At 58.3% G+C, this 18,578-nt stretch carries 14 protein-coding genes and 1 pseudogene; 9 read left to right on the plus strand and 6 right to left on the minus strand.

Going from position 1 to position 18,578, the window contains the following annotated elements:
• Positions 1 to 154 precede the first annotated feature (154 nt).
• Entirely contained in the window at positions 155 to 1,735 is a 1,581-nt protein-coding gene (locus AC0L16_RS00220; protein ID WP_473618382.1) for a DUF4214 domain-containing protein, read from the plus strand.
• 51 nt (positions 1,736 to 1,786) lie between these two features.
• Here AC0L16_RS00220 and AC0L16_RS00225 read toward each other — a convergent pair whose 3' ends face one another.
• The 4 genes from AC0L16_RS00225 to AC0L16_RS00240 form a co-directional block, all read right to left on the minus strand.
• Positions 1,787 to 3,871, minus strand: a complete 2,085-nt coding sequence (locus AC0L16_RS00225; protein ID WP_287227172.1) for an oxidoreductase — start codon at positions 3,869 to 3,871, stop codon at positions 1,787 to 1,789.
• A gap of 157 nt (positions 3,872 to 4,028) precedes the next feature.
• On the minus strand, positions 4,029 to 4,775 hold the full coding sequence (locus tag AC0L16_RS00230; protein ID WP_287227175.1) for an FkbM family methyltransferase: 747 nt from the start codon (positions 4,773 to 4,775) through the stop codon (positions 4,029 to 4,031).
• Positions 4,776 to 4,883: 108 nt separating this feature from the next.
• Complete coding sequence (locus AC0L16_RS00235; RefSeq protein WP_287374573.1) at positions 4,884 to 5,462, minus strand: FG-GAP repeat domain-containing protein; 579 nt, start codon at positions 5,460 to 5,462, stop codon at positions 4,884 to 4,886.
• Positions 5,463 to 5,691: 229 nt separating this feature from the next.
• Positions 5,692 to 6,516 (minus strand): PIG-L deacetylase family protein, encoded by an 825-nt coding sequence (locus tag AC0L16_RS00240; RefSeq protein ID WP_473618383.1) that lies wholly within the window; start codon positions 6,514 to 6,516, stop codon positions 5,692 to 5,694.
• An 89-nt stretch (positions 6,517 to 6,605) separates the two neighbouring features.
• Here AC0L16_RS00240 and rfbF point away from each other — a divergent pair, with 89 nt between their 5' ends.
• The 7 genes and pseudogenes from rfbF to AC0L16_RS00275 all read left to right on the plus strand — a co-directional run bounded on the left by rfbF (position 6,606) and on the right by AC0L16_RS00275 (position 13,753).
• Positions 6,606 to 7,445 (plus strand): glucose-1-phosphate cytidylyltransferase, encoded by an 840-nt coding sequence (rfbF, locus tag AC0L16_RS00245; RefSeq protein WP_473618384.1) that lies wholly within the window; start codon positions 6,606 to 6,608, stop codon positions 7,443 to 7,445.
• Positions 7,381 to 8,424, plus strand: a complete 1,044-nt coding sequence (locus tag AC0L16_RS00250) for an NAD-dependent epimerase/dehydratase family protein (RefSeq protein ID WP_473618385.1) — start codon at positions 7,381 to 7,383, stop codon at positions 8,422 to 8,424. The genes rfbF and AC0L16_RS00250 overlap by 65 nt, the downstream gene beginning before the upstream one ends.
• Before the next feature lie 19 nt (positions 8,425 to 8,443).
• Positions 8,444 to 9,697 carry a class I SAM-dependent methyltransferase gene (locus tag AC0L16_RS00255; RefSeq protein ID WP_473618386.1) on the plus strand — a complete coding sequence of 418 codons (1,254 nt, stop codon included), beginning with the start codon at positions 8,444 to 8,446 and terminating at the stop codon, positions 9,695 to 9,697.
• Between the two features lie 2 nt (positions 9,698 to 9,699).
• Positions 9,700 to 10,914 (plus strand): class I SAM-dependent methyltransferase, encoded by a 1,215-nt coding sequence (locus AC0L16_RS00260; protein WP_473618387.1) that lies wholly within the window; start codon positions 9,700 to 9,702, stop codon positions 10,912 to 10,914.
• Between the two features lie 145 nt (positions 10,915 to 11,059).
• Positions 11,060 to 12,232, plus strand: coding sequence for an acyltransferase family protein (locus AC0L16_RS00265; protein ID WP_473618388.1), 1,173 nt, complete (start codon positions 11,060 to 11,062; stop codon positions 12,230 to 12,232).
• Positions 12,233 to 12,390: 158 nt separating this feature from the next.
• Positions 12,391 to 12,530 (plus strand): annotated as a pseudogene (locus tag AC0L16_RS00270) (IS630 family transposase); the annotation flags it as partial.
• A gap of 167 nt (positions 12,531 to 12,697) precedes the next feature.
• A complete protein-coding gene (locus tag AC0L16_RS00275) occupies positions 12,698 to 13,753 on the plus strand; it encodes an acyltransferase family protein (protein ID WP_473618389.1) in 1,056 nt (351 codons plus the stop codon).
• Positions 13,754 to 14,555: 802 nt separating this feature from the next.
• Here AC0L16_RS00275 and AC0L16_RS00280 read toward each other — a convergent pair.
• Both AC0L16_RS00280 and AC0L16_RS00285 read right to left on the minus strand, forming a co-directional pair.
• Positions 14,556 to 15,845, minus strand: a complete 1,290-nt coding sequence (locus AC0L16_RS00280) for a glycosyltransferase family 4 protein (RefSeq protein ID WP_287227196.1) — start codon at positions 15,843 to 15,845, stop codon at positions 14,556 to 14,558.
• Positions 15,846 to 15,868: 23 nt separating this feature from the next.
• Positions 15,869 to 16,831 (minus strand): NAD-dependent epimerase/dehydratase family protein, encoded by a 963-nt coding sequence (locus AC0L16_RS00285; RefSeq protein ID WP_287227199.1) that lies wholly within the window; start codon positions 16,829 to 16,831, stop codon positions 15,869 to 15,871.
• Between the two features lie 321 nt (positions 16,832 to 17,152).
• On the opposite strand from AC0L16_RS00285, the gene AC0L16_RS00290 reads away from it, so the two are divergent.
• A complete protein-coding gene (locus tag AC0L16_RS00290; protein WP_287374588.1) occupies positions 17,153 to 18,493 on the plus strand; it encodes a nucleotide sugar dehydrogenase in 1,341 nt (446 codons plus the stop codon).
• Positions 18,494 to 18,578 lie beyond the last annotated feature (85 nt).

The following is an 18,578-nucleotide window of genomic DNA, read 5'->3' on the forward strand; positions in this document are numbered from 1 at the left end:
CAGCTCTCATCCGAATGGCGAGGCCAATCGTGGGCGTTTACGCCAAATGTGTGAGGTTCTGCGTGGCGCGGTTTTGATAGACTGCGTTGGGCAGTGCGGCAGATCTCAATCGTCGTGCTCGGATGGATGTCAGGCGAGTTCAGCGAGTGGAGTGATGCCGCATGATGTCTGGCGCAAAACAAGCAAGTTCGCGCTGATGCAGCGGCCGACCATTCCATCGCAACCAGGTTCCGTTGGACGGGCCGTCGCCTCGACCAGACGTTTGTGGACAACCCTGGCATGCCTGCTGGGCATGACAGCTTCGTGCGCAGCGGATCTGCTCTGGGGGGTGAATGGCCATCCCTTCAACGCCTATCCCGGGATATCGATCGAACAGCAACTCGACTATGTCCGCGACCTCGGCATGAAGTCGTATCGCGTCAACATTTCCAGCGCCGACAGCGCCACCAAACTTGCCGAACTGGTCAAAGCGGGCAAGGAGCGCGGAGTCCAGATCCTACCGGTAATCACGCCCGACCTGGACCTCGACAATGGGACCGTCGATGACCTCTATGCGCAGGCCTACCATCTCGCGTCGACACTGGTATCCCGCTTCAAGGACGACATCCGCGTTTGGGAGCTTGGCAACGAGATGGAGAACTACGCCATCTTGATGCCATGCGAGATGCAGGACAGCGGAATCCAATACAACTGCTCCTGGGGCCCTGCCGGCGGCACCGAGACGTCCGACTATTTCAGTCCACGCTGGGCGAAGGTAAGCGCAGTGCTGCGCGGTCTGTCGGATGCAACCATCGCAGTGGATGCGACTATAAGAAAAGCAATGGGAACGGCCGGCTGGGGTCACCGCGCAGCGTTCACCCGCATGCTGCAGGATGGCATCAGATGGGACATATCGGTCTGGCACGATTACGGGGGCGACCCCGAGGAAGCTTTCAAGTTTCTGGCCACTCTCGGTCGTCCAATCTGGCTGACCGAATTCAACCACCCTGGAGGCAGCCAGACGGGAGAAAGTCAGCAGGCGGACGGTCTCGTCCAGACGATGACGCTACTGCGCCGATATCAATCTCCATATGGATTGGAAGCTGCCCATATCTACGAACTGCTCGACGAGACGTACTTCGCACCAAGCTACGAGGCCTTTATGGGCCTCGTGCGCCTGAAGAAGCGCGGCGATGGGCTATGGGCGCCGAGCGGGCGAAAGCCGGCATACGATGCCGTCAAGAAGGCCATTGCGAACGGCAATGCAGGCTCGAGTTCGTCGACGGTCGCGAGGGAGAGCTTGCCGCCTGCGGACCAGACGTCGGCACCCCGCGTTCCCAGCATCGGTGCATCTCACCCCTGTTCGCTTGATGCGTTCGACAAGTCTGTCGTCAACCACGCCAACCAGATTGCATATGCTTACTGCCTAATCTTGCGTCGCATGCCATCTCCGGCCGAACAGTGGCGCGCGGTCGTCGCGATGAAGAAGGATCCATCTATCTTTCCGACACTGACGAAGATGTTGCTTTCGGTCGAATTCAGGACTGACAATCAGCCGGTTGGGCTTGGAAATGCGCAATTTGTGACCCTTCTCTATCGGACGTTGCTGGGACGGGAGCCAGACGGCCATGGGCTTTCTACTTACGTGTCGAGACTGGACAGCGACGAGGCGAGTGGAGAACAGATCGTGGCCGAATTCATCCATTCGTATGAGTTTCGCTCCAGACACACGGTTCTGTTTGCCAACGAGCCTTAGCTGGCGGTCCAATGATTTTTTTCGGCCGACAAAGCGAAACCGCTCTTTCGCTCAGCGCCGGGCCTTGAACGACGTGAACACCGAGCCCGTGTCATCTCCCCACTCCCAGTTGACGGCGAGTCCGACCCGCAAAATTTGAAGGGCGGCGTCATCGGGGTATATGTCGGTGAGGCTTCGCTGCATCACCAGTTCGTCGTCGATCAAGATTGCAAACCGATTTCCGTCGAATGCAACGCGCATGCGAAAAGGTTTTCCCCAAACGACCTTGTCCGCCACATTGGTCCAGACCGCGTCATAAAGTTCCTCAAAGCCGAGCCGCTTGATGAACACCGAAATCGAAGCACCCTGATAGACGTCGTCGAGCCAGGTCGTGACACAAACGTAGTTGTCGCTGTCTTGCCAGAAGAGCAGTCCTGCCCGGCTGCGCTGATCTTGTCCTCGGCGCTCCCCAGGAGGCCTGATTGTGGCCTCGAGGTCGGCGAATCCCGGTAGGTCCCATGGCAGCGAATAGAATGTTCGACCCGGGTTCGGTCTGTCTACGCTCGCGCGCACATGGGCGCTACCCAGCCCGTCGACCTCAATGACCCCGGTGCCCAATGTTCTAGCCCATTGCCCGCCGCCCAGCTCCGACGTGCGGCGATCCAGTTCGCCGGCAGTACCGGTAAAGCCGTCGGCATAGGACAGGGTTGCTCCGAGTTGGTTCCAAGATGCCCCCAGAGGCGCCATCAATGGGATGGGAACTTCGCAAGGATGAGCCTCGAAATTATGCCAGCGCGGCTCGCTGCCGAAGCTTTTCCATATACCTACTCCGGTAGCGTTCTCAACTGAATCGGCCTCGACAGACGCTCCAAAAAGGCGAAACCCGTCCAGAAAGCAGCTCACCTGACCGTTCCAGTCAAGAATCTGGACCGAATGGGTAGTACATTCGCGCAAAGCGTGTTCCGTACCGGTCGCGATCGTAATCTCTTTGCCCGATTGCTTGCGCACCAAGGTCCATCCGAGCGTCGACAGTTTCAGCACCCAGAAATTGTCGTTGTCCCGAAACCGACAGACAAGACCACACACATCCGAGACGGCGCCAATTGCCAGCAGCCCGTGGATCAATCCTGAAGGGCGACCAGGATCGACGACGGATAGGTTATCGCCAGCGTCCTGCGAAAAATGCCACCGTCCCCCGATTGCAGCGATTTGCCCCGGCCAGCCTTCGACGAGTGCATCGGCAGCGTGGGCGGTGCCAAACAGCGTCGAAAATTCAGGTATCCGCCCGACTTGAACCGCTTGGACGCGTGTGTCGACCCGAAACCCGATCTGGCCAAGTGCCGACTGATGAACACCCGCAAACAGCTTTTCGTCCTTGTTGAAAGGATCGATCGCGATCGGACGCATCATCGGAAAAGCGGCAAGACCGTGGGCTTTTTGGTCGGCGGCCGCATAATAGACAGCGCCCTGCTCTCGCAACGCCACGACATAATAGACATGAACGTTCTTTAGGCGCCGAAACGCACTCAGGCATTGCTTTCCTACACGAGCCCACAGCTCGCCGTTTTCGCCTTCGGCGGCATGCACGACAAAGCCGCAGCCCTCTTCCACGGGATTAATCGGCGCCTCACTGGGGAACCAACCGACAGCCAGGTTCTCGTTGATGTTCGATCCCCGGTAGGTTCTGGAGGTGCTAAGCGTCCACCACCAAAAACGGCGAAGGGTGAGCCTCTTTCGTGGCGCATGTATCAGGGAAACCAGACGGCCCGGCCATGGATCAATGCCGGGTCCTCGCAGCCAACGGTAGACTCGCCTGGCGAGGTCTTCAGGCAATGGCGATCCCTGCGATGTGTTGTGGCCGTTGGTGATCGAGACCAATAGCACCAGACCAGCCTCTCGCTGAAAGGGACCATAGGAGATCCCTTGCCGGCCCCAGCCTGGCCTGACGAGCGGTTGGAAACGAAGTGCGCCGTGATCGATCGCGATCTGACGTTCGATGTCGCGTCCTCGCCTGACACCTCCCTTGACTGCCAAGGTGCCAATTACCGCACCGCGGGCGCGTTCATCTTGAAAATTGTCTGCGACAAGAACCTCCGGCCGGCCAACGCCGGATCCAGCCTCTTCAGCAGTTTCTGCCCAGTCATGACGGTGCAACAACTAAGACTCTCCTCACGTCGTCATGGCGGCGCGAAAATCGTACGAGGTTGTTCAAGGCATCGACGCGTCGCTGCCCCGGGCAGAATTCGCGACCGCTTCGCTTGTCCCGTTTGATCACGCTTGCTGTCCTTGCATGAGATTCCCAGCCATGGCGCCACTAAGATCGTTGCGCGAAGACGTGTTCTACCTGCCATTCTCGATTACCATAGGAGGCTGGCAACTGTTTCAATGCGTAGCCTGCAGCAGTCAGGAATTCCGCGATCTTTCGGGCCTTGCGGTCGAGTCCCTCGCGCGTTGCATCGTCGACCTCATAAATCACCTTCGGACGGTGCCCACGCAGCGTTTCCATCATACCGCCCAGGACGTCGATTTCGGCGCCTTCCACGTCGATCTTGACCAGCGAGGGCGGCCTGAGGCCTCGGTGGGCGATGGCATCGTCGATAGCGACTATGCTGACGTCCAGGCGGCCGCTCATGTCCGGCGGTGCTCCCGCCGAGGCAAGCGCGGCGCCGCCGATGTGGTGGGCGAGCAGTAGCTGCCCACGGCCGGTTGTCGCGCCCGCAGCTTCGGCGAACACCCGTATCGTGCCGAACCCACTGAGCCGCGCACTTTCTGCGACAGCGGCGGCGTTGCGGGGAACTGGTTCGAACGCATAGACTTGGCCGCGCGGCCCGACTCGGCGCGCTGCGATGAGACAGAAGAAACCGATATTCGCGCCGATGTCGTAAAAGACGTCGCCAGGCGCCAGGTTTGCCGCGATCGCCTGTTGCATGGGCGGCTCGTACGTGCCGCGCACAAAGTTCGGATCGGCGCTCTTCGCCACGAGCTTGAGACCGGCGGCCTCTCCCTTGGCAATGACGCGCGCATGCCCGAACGCGCCGAGGAACCTTGCCGTCAATGTCACGCGCTCTTCCCCATTCTGCGATGCTTCGGACGCGGGCTAGCCCGGCCGCTCGCGGCGAAGGTGACAGATTGTGCGCCCGGGATCGAGCCCGACAACGGTGGCCGGCTCCTACTCCCTCCGGCTGATCGCTACTCCGATCGTGGGGCCACATCTCATCTTGGGCCTACCTGCCCGGCCTCTCGGTCCGATGGAACGGTGCCACGTTGCGCAAGCATGGATCGCCTGGGGAGCATCCCACCCGATCGAGACGATCTCACGATCGCCGTCGCCGTCGAGGTCGACGGTGCGGGCGCCGAAATGGCTCTCGACACCCTCGTCGACCAACTGCTCGATCAACCGCCCGCCGCCCAGATTGCGCCAGAGCGAAAGGCGCAGGGCGCCGCGGTGCTCGCCCATGACGAGGTCCGGCCGGCCATCGTCATTCATATCGGCCGCCGAAAGACTGTTGAGCGAGCTGCGCGAGGTGGCCTCCTGCTGCTCCCAGTTTTGCCTGATGTCGCCGGGATTGCGCCACCAATGGGCCTTCGCATGGTCGGCCACCTCGCCGATCGCATGTTCCTCAAAGCCCCGCGCTGACGCCTGCTGCGCCTGAAGCCACGCCAGGTTCAGTGTCTCGCCCCCGCCGCGCTGGGCGATCACTTCCGCGCGTCCGTCGTCGTCAACATCGGTTGCCGCGATCGCATCCACTCCCTCGCCGAGCCGGATCCTGTTCCCATTCACCTTGCCAGGGATCGGCCGGCCGGCGATACCAGAACGGACCCGAGGCTCTGTCTTGGATGGGACGGCGGCGCATCCAAAACGGGCCGCAAGTCAAGTCGCAGAGGGATCGAAGCCGCACCGCAGCTTTGGGTCGAACCCCGAAGAGGTCATGGCCGCCCCGCCGACTTCCTCCCGAGACGCTTCAGGCCGCCTACGTTCACGCATTAAGCTCGTATCGCGTGAACATCTCGTGCTCGCTCAGCAGCCGATTCAGCCAATCGCCCCCACCTACATCCGCCAGGATAGGCCAGTCGTCGAGTCCCGCCGGCCGCTCCATCTGGGACCGGTGAGCCGCCAGCGCGTGACGTTTTACATCTATCACGTCGCCGATAAAAGCGTGGGAGTTGAACATCTTAACGCCGCGCAAGCCGGCAAGGGTCCGGACCGTCTGCCGCAATGCGACGCGACCGAGGCCAGGCACTCGATCGTGCAGGCGGACCCACGGCCACTGATACCAGTACCAGACGGGATATTCGAACACGGTCACGCGCCGGCCATACAGCTGAAGCGCGCCTCGCGCGCCACGATTGGTGGCAACATGGTCCGCGGGCGGCTCTTTTGCATGGGTGACGAACACGCTCTGCGGTTGCCAAACGAAAAGCAACTGAGCGATCGCCTCTGCGATCTTGCCGATATGATGCTTTGCCATCCCGTCGGGAACACGCAGGAACCTGACCCGATCGGCCGACCCGCCCAACCGGCAAACCGCCTCGATCGCTTCGTCCTCGCGGGCGATCCGCAGTGCCTCACTGTCAACCCGATTTGCATGGGACGCCGAGCCGTCGGTAACGAAAATAAACCGGACATTGGCGCCCGAGCTAAGCTTCTTGCTGGCGACCCCTCCACATCCCAGCGTTTCATCATCGGGATGGGGTGCGATGATGACCGCCGATGCCTGCCAGTCTGCTACGTCGAATGGATGAGACCGGTTACACATCGCTCTATCGAGCATAGCGCCAATCGTATGCCTGACGTCATGCATCGATGCTTCCGATCATCCCTTCTTCGGTGTGGTTCAACCCGACCTGCGCATGGTAGCAAAACACTGTAGGCGATTGGGGTGAGAAAACAATGAAGGTAGGAATTCTTGCTGGCGGACTGGGAACACGGCTAGCGGAAGAAACCGAGATCCGGCCGAAACCAATGGTCGAAATCGGAGCAAAGCCGATCCTTTGGCATATCATGATGCATTATTATGCCTATGGACACCGCGAATTCGCCGTCGCGTTGGGATACAAGGGCGAATACATCAAACGCTGGTTCAGCGACTATGTCGCATTCGATGGCAGCTTGACTGTCAATGCTGCATCGGGAAGCGTCAAGCGCCACTCGAACTCGCTGCCTGACTGGTCCGTCGATCTTGTGGAGACGGGACTGAATACGCTGACGGGCGGCCGCATAAAACGCCTGATCGACTGGATGGGCGACGAGACATTCATGCTCACCTGGGGCGATGGGGTTTCGGACGTCAACCTTGATAAACTGATCGCCTTTCACAAATCGCATGGCAAGCTTGCAACGATGACGGCGGTGCGTCCGCCAGCACGCTATGGGCACATCGAATTCGACGGCCATCGCGTTGTCGACTTCACGGAAAAGCCACAGGCCTCAGAGGGTTGGATCAATGGCGCCTTCTTCGTGCTCGAGCCGGGCATAAAGGACTATATCGATGGCGACGATGTCATGTTCGAACACGCGCCAATGCAACGGCTCGCAGCCGACGGCCAACTGATGGCATTTCGCCACGAATCCTTCTGGCAATGCATGGACACCATCCGCGAAAAGCATCTCCTTCAGAAATTGTGGGATAGCGGGCAAGCGCCCTGGAAAACATGGGAATTGATCGATGAAAGTTCTGGTTACAGGCCACCTCGGTTACATCGGTTCCGTCCTGACTCCGATGCTGCTTGAACGCGGCCATGACGTTACGGGCCTGGACAGCGACATCTTCCGGTCATGCACTTTCGTAGGGACGTTGGCCGATGTGCCGACGATCGAGAAAGACATCCGTGACGTCGAAATCGACGACGTCGCCGGCTTCGACGCGATCATCCATCTCGCCGGACTGTCAAACGATCCGTTGGGGGACTACCGACCCCAGCTTACCGAGGAAATCAACTGCGGCGCTTCGGTCAGGCTCGCGAGACTCGCCAAGGCTGCCGGTGTCCAGCGGTTCCTGTATGCCTCCTCTTGCAGCAATTACGGCGCGGCCGGCGACAGCTTTCTAACTGAAGATGCTCCCTTCAACCCGGTTACGCCTTACGGCGCCTCGAAGGCGAATGTGGAGCGAGCGGTCGCGCCGATGGCGGATCAATCGTTCAGCCCGACATTCCTGCGTGCTTCCACTGCCTACGGCCTGTCGCCTCGCATCCGCTTCGATCTCGTGGTCAACAACCTGACCGCCTGGGCCTACACGACCGGCCTGGTCTATCTCAAGAGCGACGGCTCGCCATGGCGTCCGATCGTCCATGTGGAGGACATCGCGCTGGCCTATATCGCCGTACTCGAAGCCGAGCGAGAGCTGGTCCACAACGAGGCATTCAATGTCGGCTTGACCACGGAAAACTATCAGATTCGGGAGATCGCGGAGTTGGTGCAAACGATCGTTCCCGACAGCCGCGTGAAGTTCGCGCCCGACGCCGGGCCAGACAAGCGGTGCTATCGCGTCGACTGCACCTATATTGGTCGCCGCCTGCACGGTTTTAAGCCGCAATGGACGGCGCGGCGCGGTATCGAACAGCTCTATCACACGTTTCGCGCAGCAGGCCTTGCACTTGGGGACTTCGAGGGCGAGCGATTCAAGCGCATCGCCCATGTGCAGAAGCTGATCCAAGATGGCGAACTGGATACCGATCTGCGCCGCACGCCGCAGTTTGCGGTAGCGGTTTGAGCAAACACAGCCGGGAGCCATGGCCATGATGATTGCTGGTGCAGCCTCTGTAACCGAGCAGGTTTGCCGCTCCTGCGGCGGGAGTCACATCGACACGTTCCTGAAGCTCGGCACGACGCCACTTGCCGATCGGCTTCCCGTGAGCGTCGACGATGACCAGGAAGAGCCAACTTTCCCACTCAACGTCGCCTTCTGTTGTGATTGCAGTTTGGTACAGATCACGGAGACGGTTAACCCGAGAATTCTGTTTGCCGATGCTTACCCCTATTACTCCTCATTCTCTCAAGCGCTGCTGAGGCATTCCCGAGACAATGCGCGTGACTTGATCGAGCGTCGTAACTTGGATGCCAACAGCTTTGTGGTCGAGTTGGCGAGTAACGACGGCTATCTCCTGAAGAACTATGTCGAGGCGGGGATACCAGTACTCGGCATCGACCCCGCCGAAGGACCCGCCGCCGCTGCGGAGAAAATAGGCGTGCCGACACGCCTGGCCTTTTTTTCCCGTGAACTGGCGGAGAAGCTTCGCCAACAGGAGATGCGGGCCGACGTCATTCACGCAAACAACGTTCTCGCCCACGTGGCCGACACCAACGGTTTTGTTGCAGGCATTGCGCGGTTGCTCAAGGACGACGGCGTTGCGGTGATCGAGGCGCCATATGTCGAACCAATGATCGACCATTGCGAATTCGACACGATCTACCACGAGCACCTCTGCTATTTTTCAGTGACGGCATTGGACAAGCTGTTTCGACGCCATGGCCTTTATCTCAACGAGGTAAAACACTTGTCGATTCATGGCGGTTCACTCCGCCTGTATGTCGAAATGCGGGAACATGTCGGAGCGAGCGTCACCAATCAGATCGCTCATGAAAGAGCACGAGGGATCGACGCCATCGATTACTATCTCGATTTTTCCGCGACGGTCGACAAATTGAAAGTCGAGCTCTCCACATTGCTACACCGGCTGAAAGCCAGCGGCGCCTCAATCGCCGCCTATGGGGCGGCGGCCAAAGGCGCCACCTTGATCAATACGGTTGGCATCGGACGCGATCTCGTCGACTTCGTCGTGGACCGCAACACCCACAAGCAGGGGAAGCACATGCCCGGTCAGAAAATTCCGATCCGCTCTACGGAAGCTCTGTTGGAGGCCCAACCTGACTACGTTCTCGTGCTTGCCTGGAATTTCCTCGATGAAATCATGGAACAACAGGCTGAATATCGAGCCAGGGGCGGAAAATTCATCGTTCCCGTGCCGAACCCGCGGATCGTGTGACCGTGCAAGTCCAAAGCGCTGCCTGCGCCGAGGCGTATGAACCGACGACGAATTCGATGCGTCTTCGCGGCGATTGTCCTGTCTGTCGACGCAAGGATCTGCTGCACTCGGTATCATTCGAAGCCATTCCATTTTCGTGCAATTCCCTGCACCCTGACGCAAACTCGGCCGCTGCTGCGCCGACTGGCCAATTCGTCCTCGCGTTTTGCCGCAGTTGTGAACATTTCTTCAATGCGGCGTTTGAAGACGGTCGGATCGGCTATACGCAAAACTATGAGAATTCCCTGCATTTCTCGCCGCGCTTCGTGGCCTTCGTCGAGGATCTCGCTGATCGCCTGTCCGCAGCTTACGCACTCGATGGAAAACTGGCCTTGGACATCGGTTGCGGCAAGGGTGATTTCCTCAAGCGACTTTGCTCAACCAGCGGCGCCAGAGGCATTGGTTTCGACAGGAGCTTCGAAGAGAATCGGGGCGACGACGTCGCCGGCGTCGAGTTCATCAATGACTGGTTCAGCGATGCCTATCCGGACGTCAAGCCTGACTTCGTCTCCTGCCGTCACGTCCTGGAGCACATAGCCAGCCCGATCGCCTTCCTGCAGGGGCTTCGCTCCCATCCAGGCGTTGAGCCGAGCACCGTATTTTACATCGAGGTGCCTAATGCCCTCTATACATTGCGCGACATGGGGATCTGGGATCTGATCTACGAGCATGTATCCTACTTCACGCCGCACTCACTGCGGGTGGCGATGGAGACAGCAGGATTCGAGGTGCTTGACCAGGGCGCGTCGTTCGGTGACCAGTACCTCTTCATCGAAGCAAAGCCTAGCGAACCCCGGATGATGGCCCCGTATTCAAAATCTGAAAAGATCGATGCGCTCGTCCACCGATTCGACCGAACCTATCGCGACAAGGTCGCCTGGTGGCGCAACTACCTTGCAACACGAGACCCGGAGCAGACCGTTGTCTGGGGTGCGGGATCAAAGGGCATTACATTCGTCAACATCGTTCCTGAAGGGGCGCGGATTGGGGCGCTGGTCGACGTCAACCCGCACAAGCAGGGGCGCTTTGCTCCTGGCACCGGGACACCGGTGGTTGCTCCCGAGAGCCTGCGCGGCAAGCCCCTGCAGTCTATCGTCGTGATGAATCCGCTCTATCGAGACGAAGTTGCCCAGGCCGCCTGCAAGCTCGGTCTCTCAGCAGAGATCATTGTGGCATAATTCGGCGATCTGCGGCTTGCCCTTTGCGTCTGTGATCCCACCGATGTCGATCCGGTCGAGGTTGACTGGAGCGCCCGCCTTGTAGGCAGCGACGAGAGGAAAATGCGGAGCCCAGGCCCACGTTGAAGTCGGGAATCCTTCCGGTATGGTTTTCAATGTTCAGGTCATGCGGGCGATCGCCGCGACTTTGGTGGTCTGGGTTCATACCCAGGAACTGATCGTGACCGACGTCCTTCCGCATTGGCTCAGGAGTTTTGGATACGGAGGTGTGGACCTATTTTTCGTCATAAGTGGATTCATCATGGTCCGCACGACACAAAATAAAAACATACGGCCCATTCAATTCTACAGGAAGCGTATCCTTAGGGTGGCCCCTCTGTACACGTTTTTCACAATTATTATAGTGATTTTGAGCGCGACCATGCCTGATGTTTTAAACAGCACTCAAATAGAAGTTTCTCAAATCGCAAAAGCTCTAGTTTTTATTCCGTTTGAGAAAACGCCAGATAACCTTTACCCAATTTACTACCTTGGTTGGACTTTGAACTACGAAATGTTTTTTTACAGCATTTTTGCAGTCGCGTTGTTGTTGCCCAAACGCGCCAGGCTCATGGCGATCACCGCTGTTATCGTCTCTCTTGCCGGTATCGGAAACAGCATTGGAGGTCTTTCCGATTATGGGGTCGCGGCTTTTTTCTATACGCGGCCAATCCTGATGGATTTCGTATTGGGAGTGCTGGCGGCGAGCTACTTCCACGATTCGGCGCGCACCGCCAGAAATCCCATGAGGTGGTGGGTATGCCTCGCCGCCGGGGTCTCTTGGCTCGCTTTTGGAGGGGAAGTCATCGGTTTCGGCGACGTCCTCGTCTCGCCACCGACCGATACCTTCCTGAGGTTCGGCATCGCATCCGGCTTGATTGTGGCGGGAGTAGTCGGGCTGGAGCAATCAGGGACAAGGATCGGCTCTCCACTGATGCAACGTGCGGGTGACGCAAGTTATTCGATATATCTGTCACACTATTTCTTTATCGCGGCGGTCATCGCCCTTGCCAATCGGTTGGAGTTGAACGACGCTGCTCGCGCCCTGCTCGCGCCCGCCACCATGGCGGCGGCGGTAGCCGTGGGTTTCGCAACCTATCATCTGCTTGAGCGTCCTTTCGCTGGTGACCTCGGCATCTACCAACGCCTCGCCAGGCTGTTTGTGGCACCGCCTCCCATGCAGCCGCGCGCCATTACCGAGGAAACTGTGATGGGGACTACCCGGAAAGTCCAAAGGCCAGATGCCTTAGAGTCTGACTCACAATCTAATATGACGTGAAACCAGTACCTTGCGATTTTCCGGATGAGCGGGTGGACGGACGCTCGGTAGATTCAGGCGGTGGCATTCGGCGACCCACCCTTTGCGGCTGACGGCCTGACTTTACCACTCCATCGACGTCGATCCGTTGCAGGTTGACCGGCCTCAGCCAGCAGTGTCGCGATCTTCAGGCCGCCATCCACCGCTTCATCCGCGAATACAATGCCGAGAACCCGCGACCATTCATCTGGAAGCCAACCCCGATGACATCATCGCCGCCCGAAACCGCGGGTTCCAAACGTTGGAATCAATCCACTAGGTCGTGAGGCACGTACCTTCGAAAGGATGAATTCGGCTCTCAAAGGACGAACTTACAATGCCCATCGGCGGCCTCTAAGCTCACTTTGACGCGCTCTGCCCAAAAACGGGTCTCCTTGCTGAGATCGCAATGCCCGACGCAAGAGGTCACTTCTCGAAGGCTATCAAATGAGTGATTTCGACTTACGAAGGCCCAACGCTCTAAGCTTCTTCCGGCTATTCTTTGCGTCGCTTGTTATTATATCCCACTCGCCGGAACTTATAGATGGGAACTCGAATCGTGAGGTGCTGAAGAACATCTTCGGTACGTTGACCTCCGGCCAGGTAGCTGTTTACGGCTTCTTCTTCATTAGTGGCTTCCTCGTGCTCGACAGCGCGATGCGAAGCAGCGTCTACGCCTTTATGTCCAGACGTGTACTTCGTATAGTTCCGGGTTTTGTTGCGGCATACTTGATCAGCATTAGTCTGGTATTTTGGCTTGGAGGTGGTGACTTTGATGAACTATCTCCGAGCCAGTGGGCGGCTAAGCTTTCCAAAATGGCGCTCTTGCTGAACCCGGCGCAGGTAGGATCGGCGTTTGCCGGGTCCCATGCACCAGATGTTAATGGATCACTATGGACTATTGCATACGAGTTTCGCTGTTATGTGCTTGTGGCAATTGTGGTATTCTGTCTCGGTCGCGCCACGCTTGTCTTTTCGATCATGTCAGTGTCACTGGCCATAATCCTCGTTAGTTCCATTTCGCAAGGTGTCTACTTTCGCTACGACCTTGGAAACTTTGAGCCCATCGGTAACGTGGACGATGCCGTACGTTTTACGATGATATTTTCCATTGGGGCGTTGTTTCAGCTGCTCAAGGAGAATGTGAGGAGGAGCAATCGGGTAGCGCTTTTGTGCTGTATCCTTCTCATAGGCGGGATGTGCTCGGAACGGCTAGCGCCCCTCGCAGTGGGCGTATTTGGAGGTTATCTGGTCCTGTATTTGGCGTTTCTAAACGAGAACAGCGTCTTGAATTCGATTAACCGAAGGAATGATATATCGTACGGCGTGTATCTCTACGCATGGCCGATTCAGAAGCTACTGATCATGTATGTTCCGGCAATCACGCCTATGCAGCTAACGATCTTGACCTTGCCTATAGCAGTCTGCGCGGGCTTTCTCAGCTGGCATCTTGTTGAGAAACGCGCGATTCATATGCGGCTGCCGATCCTCCGCACTGCATAGTTCGGCTGTCGTTGGGCCGGTGCCCATGTTTGAAGACGACCTCGGTCGAAGCCGACGGCTCCGCCCGTCGGATAGACGCGGTTTCGCTCGCCGGACCGCCAGCACATGCTCGACGTGCCAGTTCCCATTGGCGTAGGAAGCGGGCAGAATGGTTACCCATAGTCCATCGATGCCATAAACGACGCGATCGCCCGGGCCTTGCGCTGAAGCCCTCGCGCCTGGCGTCGTCGAGCTCATAGATCACCTGTGGGCGGTGCGCACTTAGGACCGACCGCTTCGGCGAACACACAGATGGTGTCGAACCTGTTGGGCCGAGCGCTCTGCTCAATCGCGGCAGCGCTTTGCGGCACCGGTTCAAATGCGTAGACGCGCCCTGCCGCCCCCACGCGGGCGCGCCGCAATCGATGTCGTAGAATACGTCACCTGCGTTCAGGTTCGATGCAAGTAGCTGCTGGACCGGCGGCTCGTAGGCGCCCCGCGCAAAATCTGGGTCGCCGCCTCGCGTTACGATCCTGAGGCCACCCGCCTCGCCACCAGCAATGCGTTGCGATTTGGAGAACAGATTGCGGAGCGTTACAGCCAGGTTCACTCGGCCTCCTTCACTCCGCCTTTTGGGCTGGGTGCACCTGACGGCCGTTAGGGAAGAGAACGGCGGGCCTGACGGGCCCATTCCAATCCGACATGGGTTGGCCGTAGACCGATACGCTCACCGGGTTGAGCGCTACACTGAGGGTCGCCGCATGCGCATCACATCGGCCTACAAGCTGCGAGGCACTTGGCGATCGCCGCCCACCGCTAAGGCTCAATGGCTCACGATCTTTGTGGAAACATGGACCCGCGTGCCTGGGCGCAGTTTCTGATAGACGGACTTGAGCCGTTCTGCGCGCGCCTCCCACGAATACAGCTCGACGGCACGCTTGCGCCCTTCGTTTCCCATTTCGCTTGCCCGGACCGTATCCTCCAGCATCGTGATCAATGCCTGGGCGAGCTCGCCAGGAGCATCGACTTCGACCAGCATCCCGGTGCTGCCAGCTAGAATGGATTCACACATCCCGCCCACGCGCGTTCCCACCACCGGTATCCCGCAGGCCATGCCCTCCACGACCGATATTCCGAAGCTCTCGCTGAGTGACGGATTCACCACAATGTCGGCCTCATGGTACGTCGCTACGAGGTCCTTGTGGGGCACGTTGCCCACGAAGTGAACTCGATCACGTAACCCGTGGCTCTCGATGAGTTCCTCTAAGTGTTCCCGATATTTGCAATTGCCCCAGCGATCGTAGAAACGGCTCAACGCGGTAACCCGCGGATCCGACGAGAGGCTGGTCACGAAGTCCACCGGAAGCGGCGAATGCGGCCCTGCGATCCGAAGTTCCACGTCCGCGAACCTGGCCGCAACCTCACTGAAGGCCTCGATCAGTGTGTGAAGCCCCTTCTCTGGCGACACCCGCCCAACGAACAGGATAACACGTCGGGTTCTGGTGGATGCGGAAGCCCGCTGCTCGCTCGGCCGAAAGTAAGAAACGTCCACGCCGTTACCGACAGTGGCAACGACGCCAGGATAGTCCGGGAATGCAGAACGAAAGGTCCTTGCGATGTGGTCGCTGACGGCGACCACCGCATCCACCACCTTGAGCTGACGGGCCACCTGATCGCGGTCACGCTGTGACAGCCACTCACACTGCATCTCAAGCACGAGCCGATGAGATGAGCTGGCTGCCTTCAGTTCCCGGCACCATTTCCAGTAATTCATCAAATGGACGATATCTGGTTGATCGACGGCGAGGTAGCGACGAACCTTGTTACGATATTGCGAGTGGTCATCGGCCTTCCGATCCAGCCACAACCAGCGCGCCAGACGCGGAAACTGGTGGATGACCCGCTGCAGCGCGTGGTCACGCCGCGCCGGAGCCCGCCGCACCGCGAACGGCAGGTCCGCGGGCACCGTATCGTCTCGATAATGCTTGCCATAGAGCGTAATCTGCAGGCCTTCGCCGAGCCGCAGCGCCGTATTGTAGACGATCAGCCCGATTGAGTTTTGAACAGGCGGAAAAAGTCTATCGTACGGCTGACCGACGTATACGAGCTTCATGTCACTCCCCACCGTCAGCTCGTTCAGGCGACTCTTCTAAGTGCAGGGCGGTCTTCCGGTCGGGAGAGGTGGTCGGCGAGGCGGCGAATGCCCTCTTCGAGCGGCACCAGGGGGCGGTTCAATATAGCCTTCATCTTGTTCGTGTCAGGACAGCGGCGCGTCATGTCGCCCTCCGCAAGGGGCGGTCCGAATTCCAACTTCGATGACGAGCCCAGCACTTCGATGACAAACTCGGCCAGCTGTCGAATGCTCATTTCCACGTCGCTGCCCACGTTGATCACTTCGTTCTCGTGCGCGCGCGTTCGATGAACCGCGATGCAAGCGTCAACCGTGTCGTCGACATAGCAGAAGGTGCGTGTCTGCGAACCGTCCCCGTAAATCGTCAGGGGCTCGCCGCGCAGGGCGGCACGCACAAATCGCGGCAGAACGAAATCCTCGCTCTGACGTGGTCCGTAGGTGTTGAAGAAGCGAAAAATGGTAAATGGCAGTCCAAACTCACGCTGAAAAGTGCGCAGATAGACCTCTCCAACATTCTTCACCACTGCATACGGCAGACGTGAATTAAGCGGCGTGGTGCTCTCGTTTTGAGGAATCTCGAAAGGCTCGCCATATACCTCCGATGACGAAGCGAAGTAGACACGCTCGGCGCCGGTATTCTTGCATAGCCTCAGCACGTTCTCGATACCGGTGATGTCGCGCAGCACGAGCAACGGATTTGCCAAAGTCCGCTGCACACCGACCACGGCTGCGAAGTGGAAGACGTGGGTGAAATGGAAGCGGTAGAACAACGATGAGATGTCGTCGAAATCGTTTGCATCCGCCTTTACTACGGTCAGATTGCCCGCGTCTATTCGTACCTTGTCTCGACTTCCGGTCGACAGGTTGTCAGCGACGACCACCTGGGTCTGAGGTAGCTTGACCAACGCGCGAGTGAGGGCACTGCCAATATTGCCCGCTCCACCAGTTACCAGGATCGATTGCGTCATAATCCCCACCTCAACCGAACAGTTTAATCGACTGACGCAATGTGCGTCCCTTCGCCAAACGCGGCATCTTCGATCTCGCGAGCGCAGGTGGCTCCCAGATCCTTTACGTCGCTTGAAAGTTAAATGTGGCAGCGCAAGGTTTATTTGACAACGTGGCTTGGGGTAAGCATTTCGGCTGTTCTCCCAATGGTGCAATCCATGCTATTTTCAGCTCCGGGGTTGGCTAAGCGCATACATTTTGCTGATTGCTGTGAACTGCTTCCCCGCGGTAATTGAGGCGATCCTTTATTGTCGACATTGAAGCGAAAGTGCCAGCATCTCATGCAGACTGCTCCAGACCTTCAGGAACTGCTTAACCGCATCCGAACGCGCGACTACACCATTGGCATCATGGGCCTCGGCTACGTTGGTTTGCCGCTCGCCATGATCTCGCTGGACGCGGGGTTCAAAGTCATCGGTTTCGACATCGACGCGTCTCGGGTTGCACTTCTTAACCGCGGAGAAACCGGCATAGATCATTTGCCTGGTGCTGCCATCAAAGTGGCTGTCGACAGCAAGCGGTTTCGGGCCACCAGCGATTTCGCCGACCTAAGCGAACCCGACGCGATCTTGATAGCGGTGCCAACGCCGCTTACCAAAAACCGGGAGCCGAATCTGTCGTTCGTCGAAAACAGCGCAAGTGCGATCGCGGAGCGGCTGCGCCCTGGTCAACTTGTCGTTCTGGAGTCGACGACCTGGCCAGGAACGACGCGAGAGGTCGTGCAGCCGCTGCTCGAGGCGACGAATCTTTCTCTAGGAAAGGACTTTTTTCTCGCCTATTCGCCCGAACGGGTGGACCCAGGCAACGACGTACACACCACCGCCACAGTTGCAAAGGTAATAGGCGCCGACGACCCATCGTCCCTACAGGTTGCCAAGGAACTGTACGACCAGATCATCGTGCAAACCGTTCCCGTGGCCTCCACCGCAACGGCAGAGGCTGTGAAGCTGACCGAGAACATATTTCGCTCTGTGAACATTGCGTTGGTCAATGAGCTAAAGGTGATTTTTGACAGGATGGGCATCGACGTCTGGGAGGTGATCGAAGCCGCCAAGACCAAGCCGTTCGGATATATGGCGTTTTATCCAGGCCCCGGCCTCGGCGGGCACTGCATCCCGATCGACCCATTCTACCTGACCTGGAAGGCAAGAGAGTACGAAGTAACAACACGCTTCATTGAGCTTGCCGGTGAAATCAACACGAACATGCCGCATTATGTGGTTGACCGCCTTGTGGAGGCCTTGGACCGGCGAGCCAGCCGCGGCCTGAGCGGTTCGCGGATCTTGGTGATCGGGATGTCCTACAAGAAAAACGTGGGTGACACACGAGAAAGCCCATCGTTGAAGCTGATCGACATCATGGAGCGACGCGGGGCAGTCGTTGATTACCACGACCCCTACGTACCGGAGATACCCGGAACAAGAGAGTACGCCACCCTGGCAGGTCGCTCCTCTGTGGATATCTGCGCTAGCAGTTTGGCATCGTATGATGCCGTTGTCATCTCGACAGATCATGATGCGATTGATTGGCAGAACATCACCAAGCACGCAAAGCTGGTGCTCGATACCAGAAATGCTTGTGCGCGTAGTCAGTCACGCACCGACAACGTCGTAAAGGCATGAGCGGCCGGACTTGCGCACTGGCTTGGTCAACCTGCTAGCGACAACGTCGAATAGTTTAACACGTCGAGCGGTTGAATTCATTCAG

This window comes from Mesorhizobium sp. WSM4848 (genome assembly GCF_055811375.1).

Bases quoted from the DNA above. Each gene is read 5' to 3' on its own strand.
- AC0L16_RS00265 (WP_473618388.1), top strand. From the start codon at position 11,060: ATGGTTTTCAATGTTCAGGTCATGCGGGCGATCGCCGCGACTTTGGTG.
- rfbF (WP_473618384.1), top strand. From the start codon at position 6,606: ATGAAGGTAGGAATTCTTGCTGGCGGACTGGGAACACGGCTAGCGGAA.
- AC0L16_RS00275 (WP_473618389.1), top strand. From the start codon at position 12,698: ATGAGTGATTTCGACTTACGAAGGCCCAACGCTCTAAGCTTCTTCCGG.
- AC0L16_RS00290 (WP_287374588.1), top strand. From the start codon at position 17,153: ATGCAGACTGCTCCAGACCTTCAGGAACTGCTTAACCGCATCCGAACG.
- AC0L16_RS00255 (WP_473618386.1), top strand. From the start codon at position 8,444: ATGGCCATGATGATTGCTGGTGCAGCCTCTGTAACCGAGCAGGTTTGC.
- AC0L16_RS00240 (WP_473618383.1), bottom strand. From the start codon at position 6,516: ATGCATGACGTCAGGCATACGATTGGCGCTATGCTCGATAGAGCGATG.
- AC0L16_RS00285 (WP_287227199.1), bottom strand. From the start codon at position 16,831: ATGACGCAATCGATCCTGGTAACTGGTGGAGCGGGCAATATTGGCAGT.
- AC0L16_RS00250 (WP_473618385.1), top strand. From the start codon at position 7,381: ATGAAAGTTCTGGTTACAGGCCACCTCGGTTACATCGGTTCCGTCCTG.
- AC0L16_RS00220 (WP_473618382.1), top strand. From the start codon at position 155: ATGCCGCATGATGTCTGGCGCAAAACAAGCAAGTTCGCGCTGATGCAG.
- AC0L16_RS00280 (WP_287227196.1), bottom strand. From the start codon at position 15,845: ATGAAGCTCGTATACGTCGGTCAGCCGTACGATAGACTTTTTCCGCCT.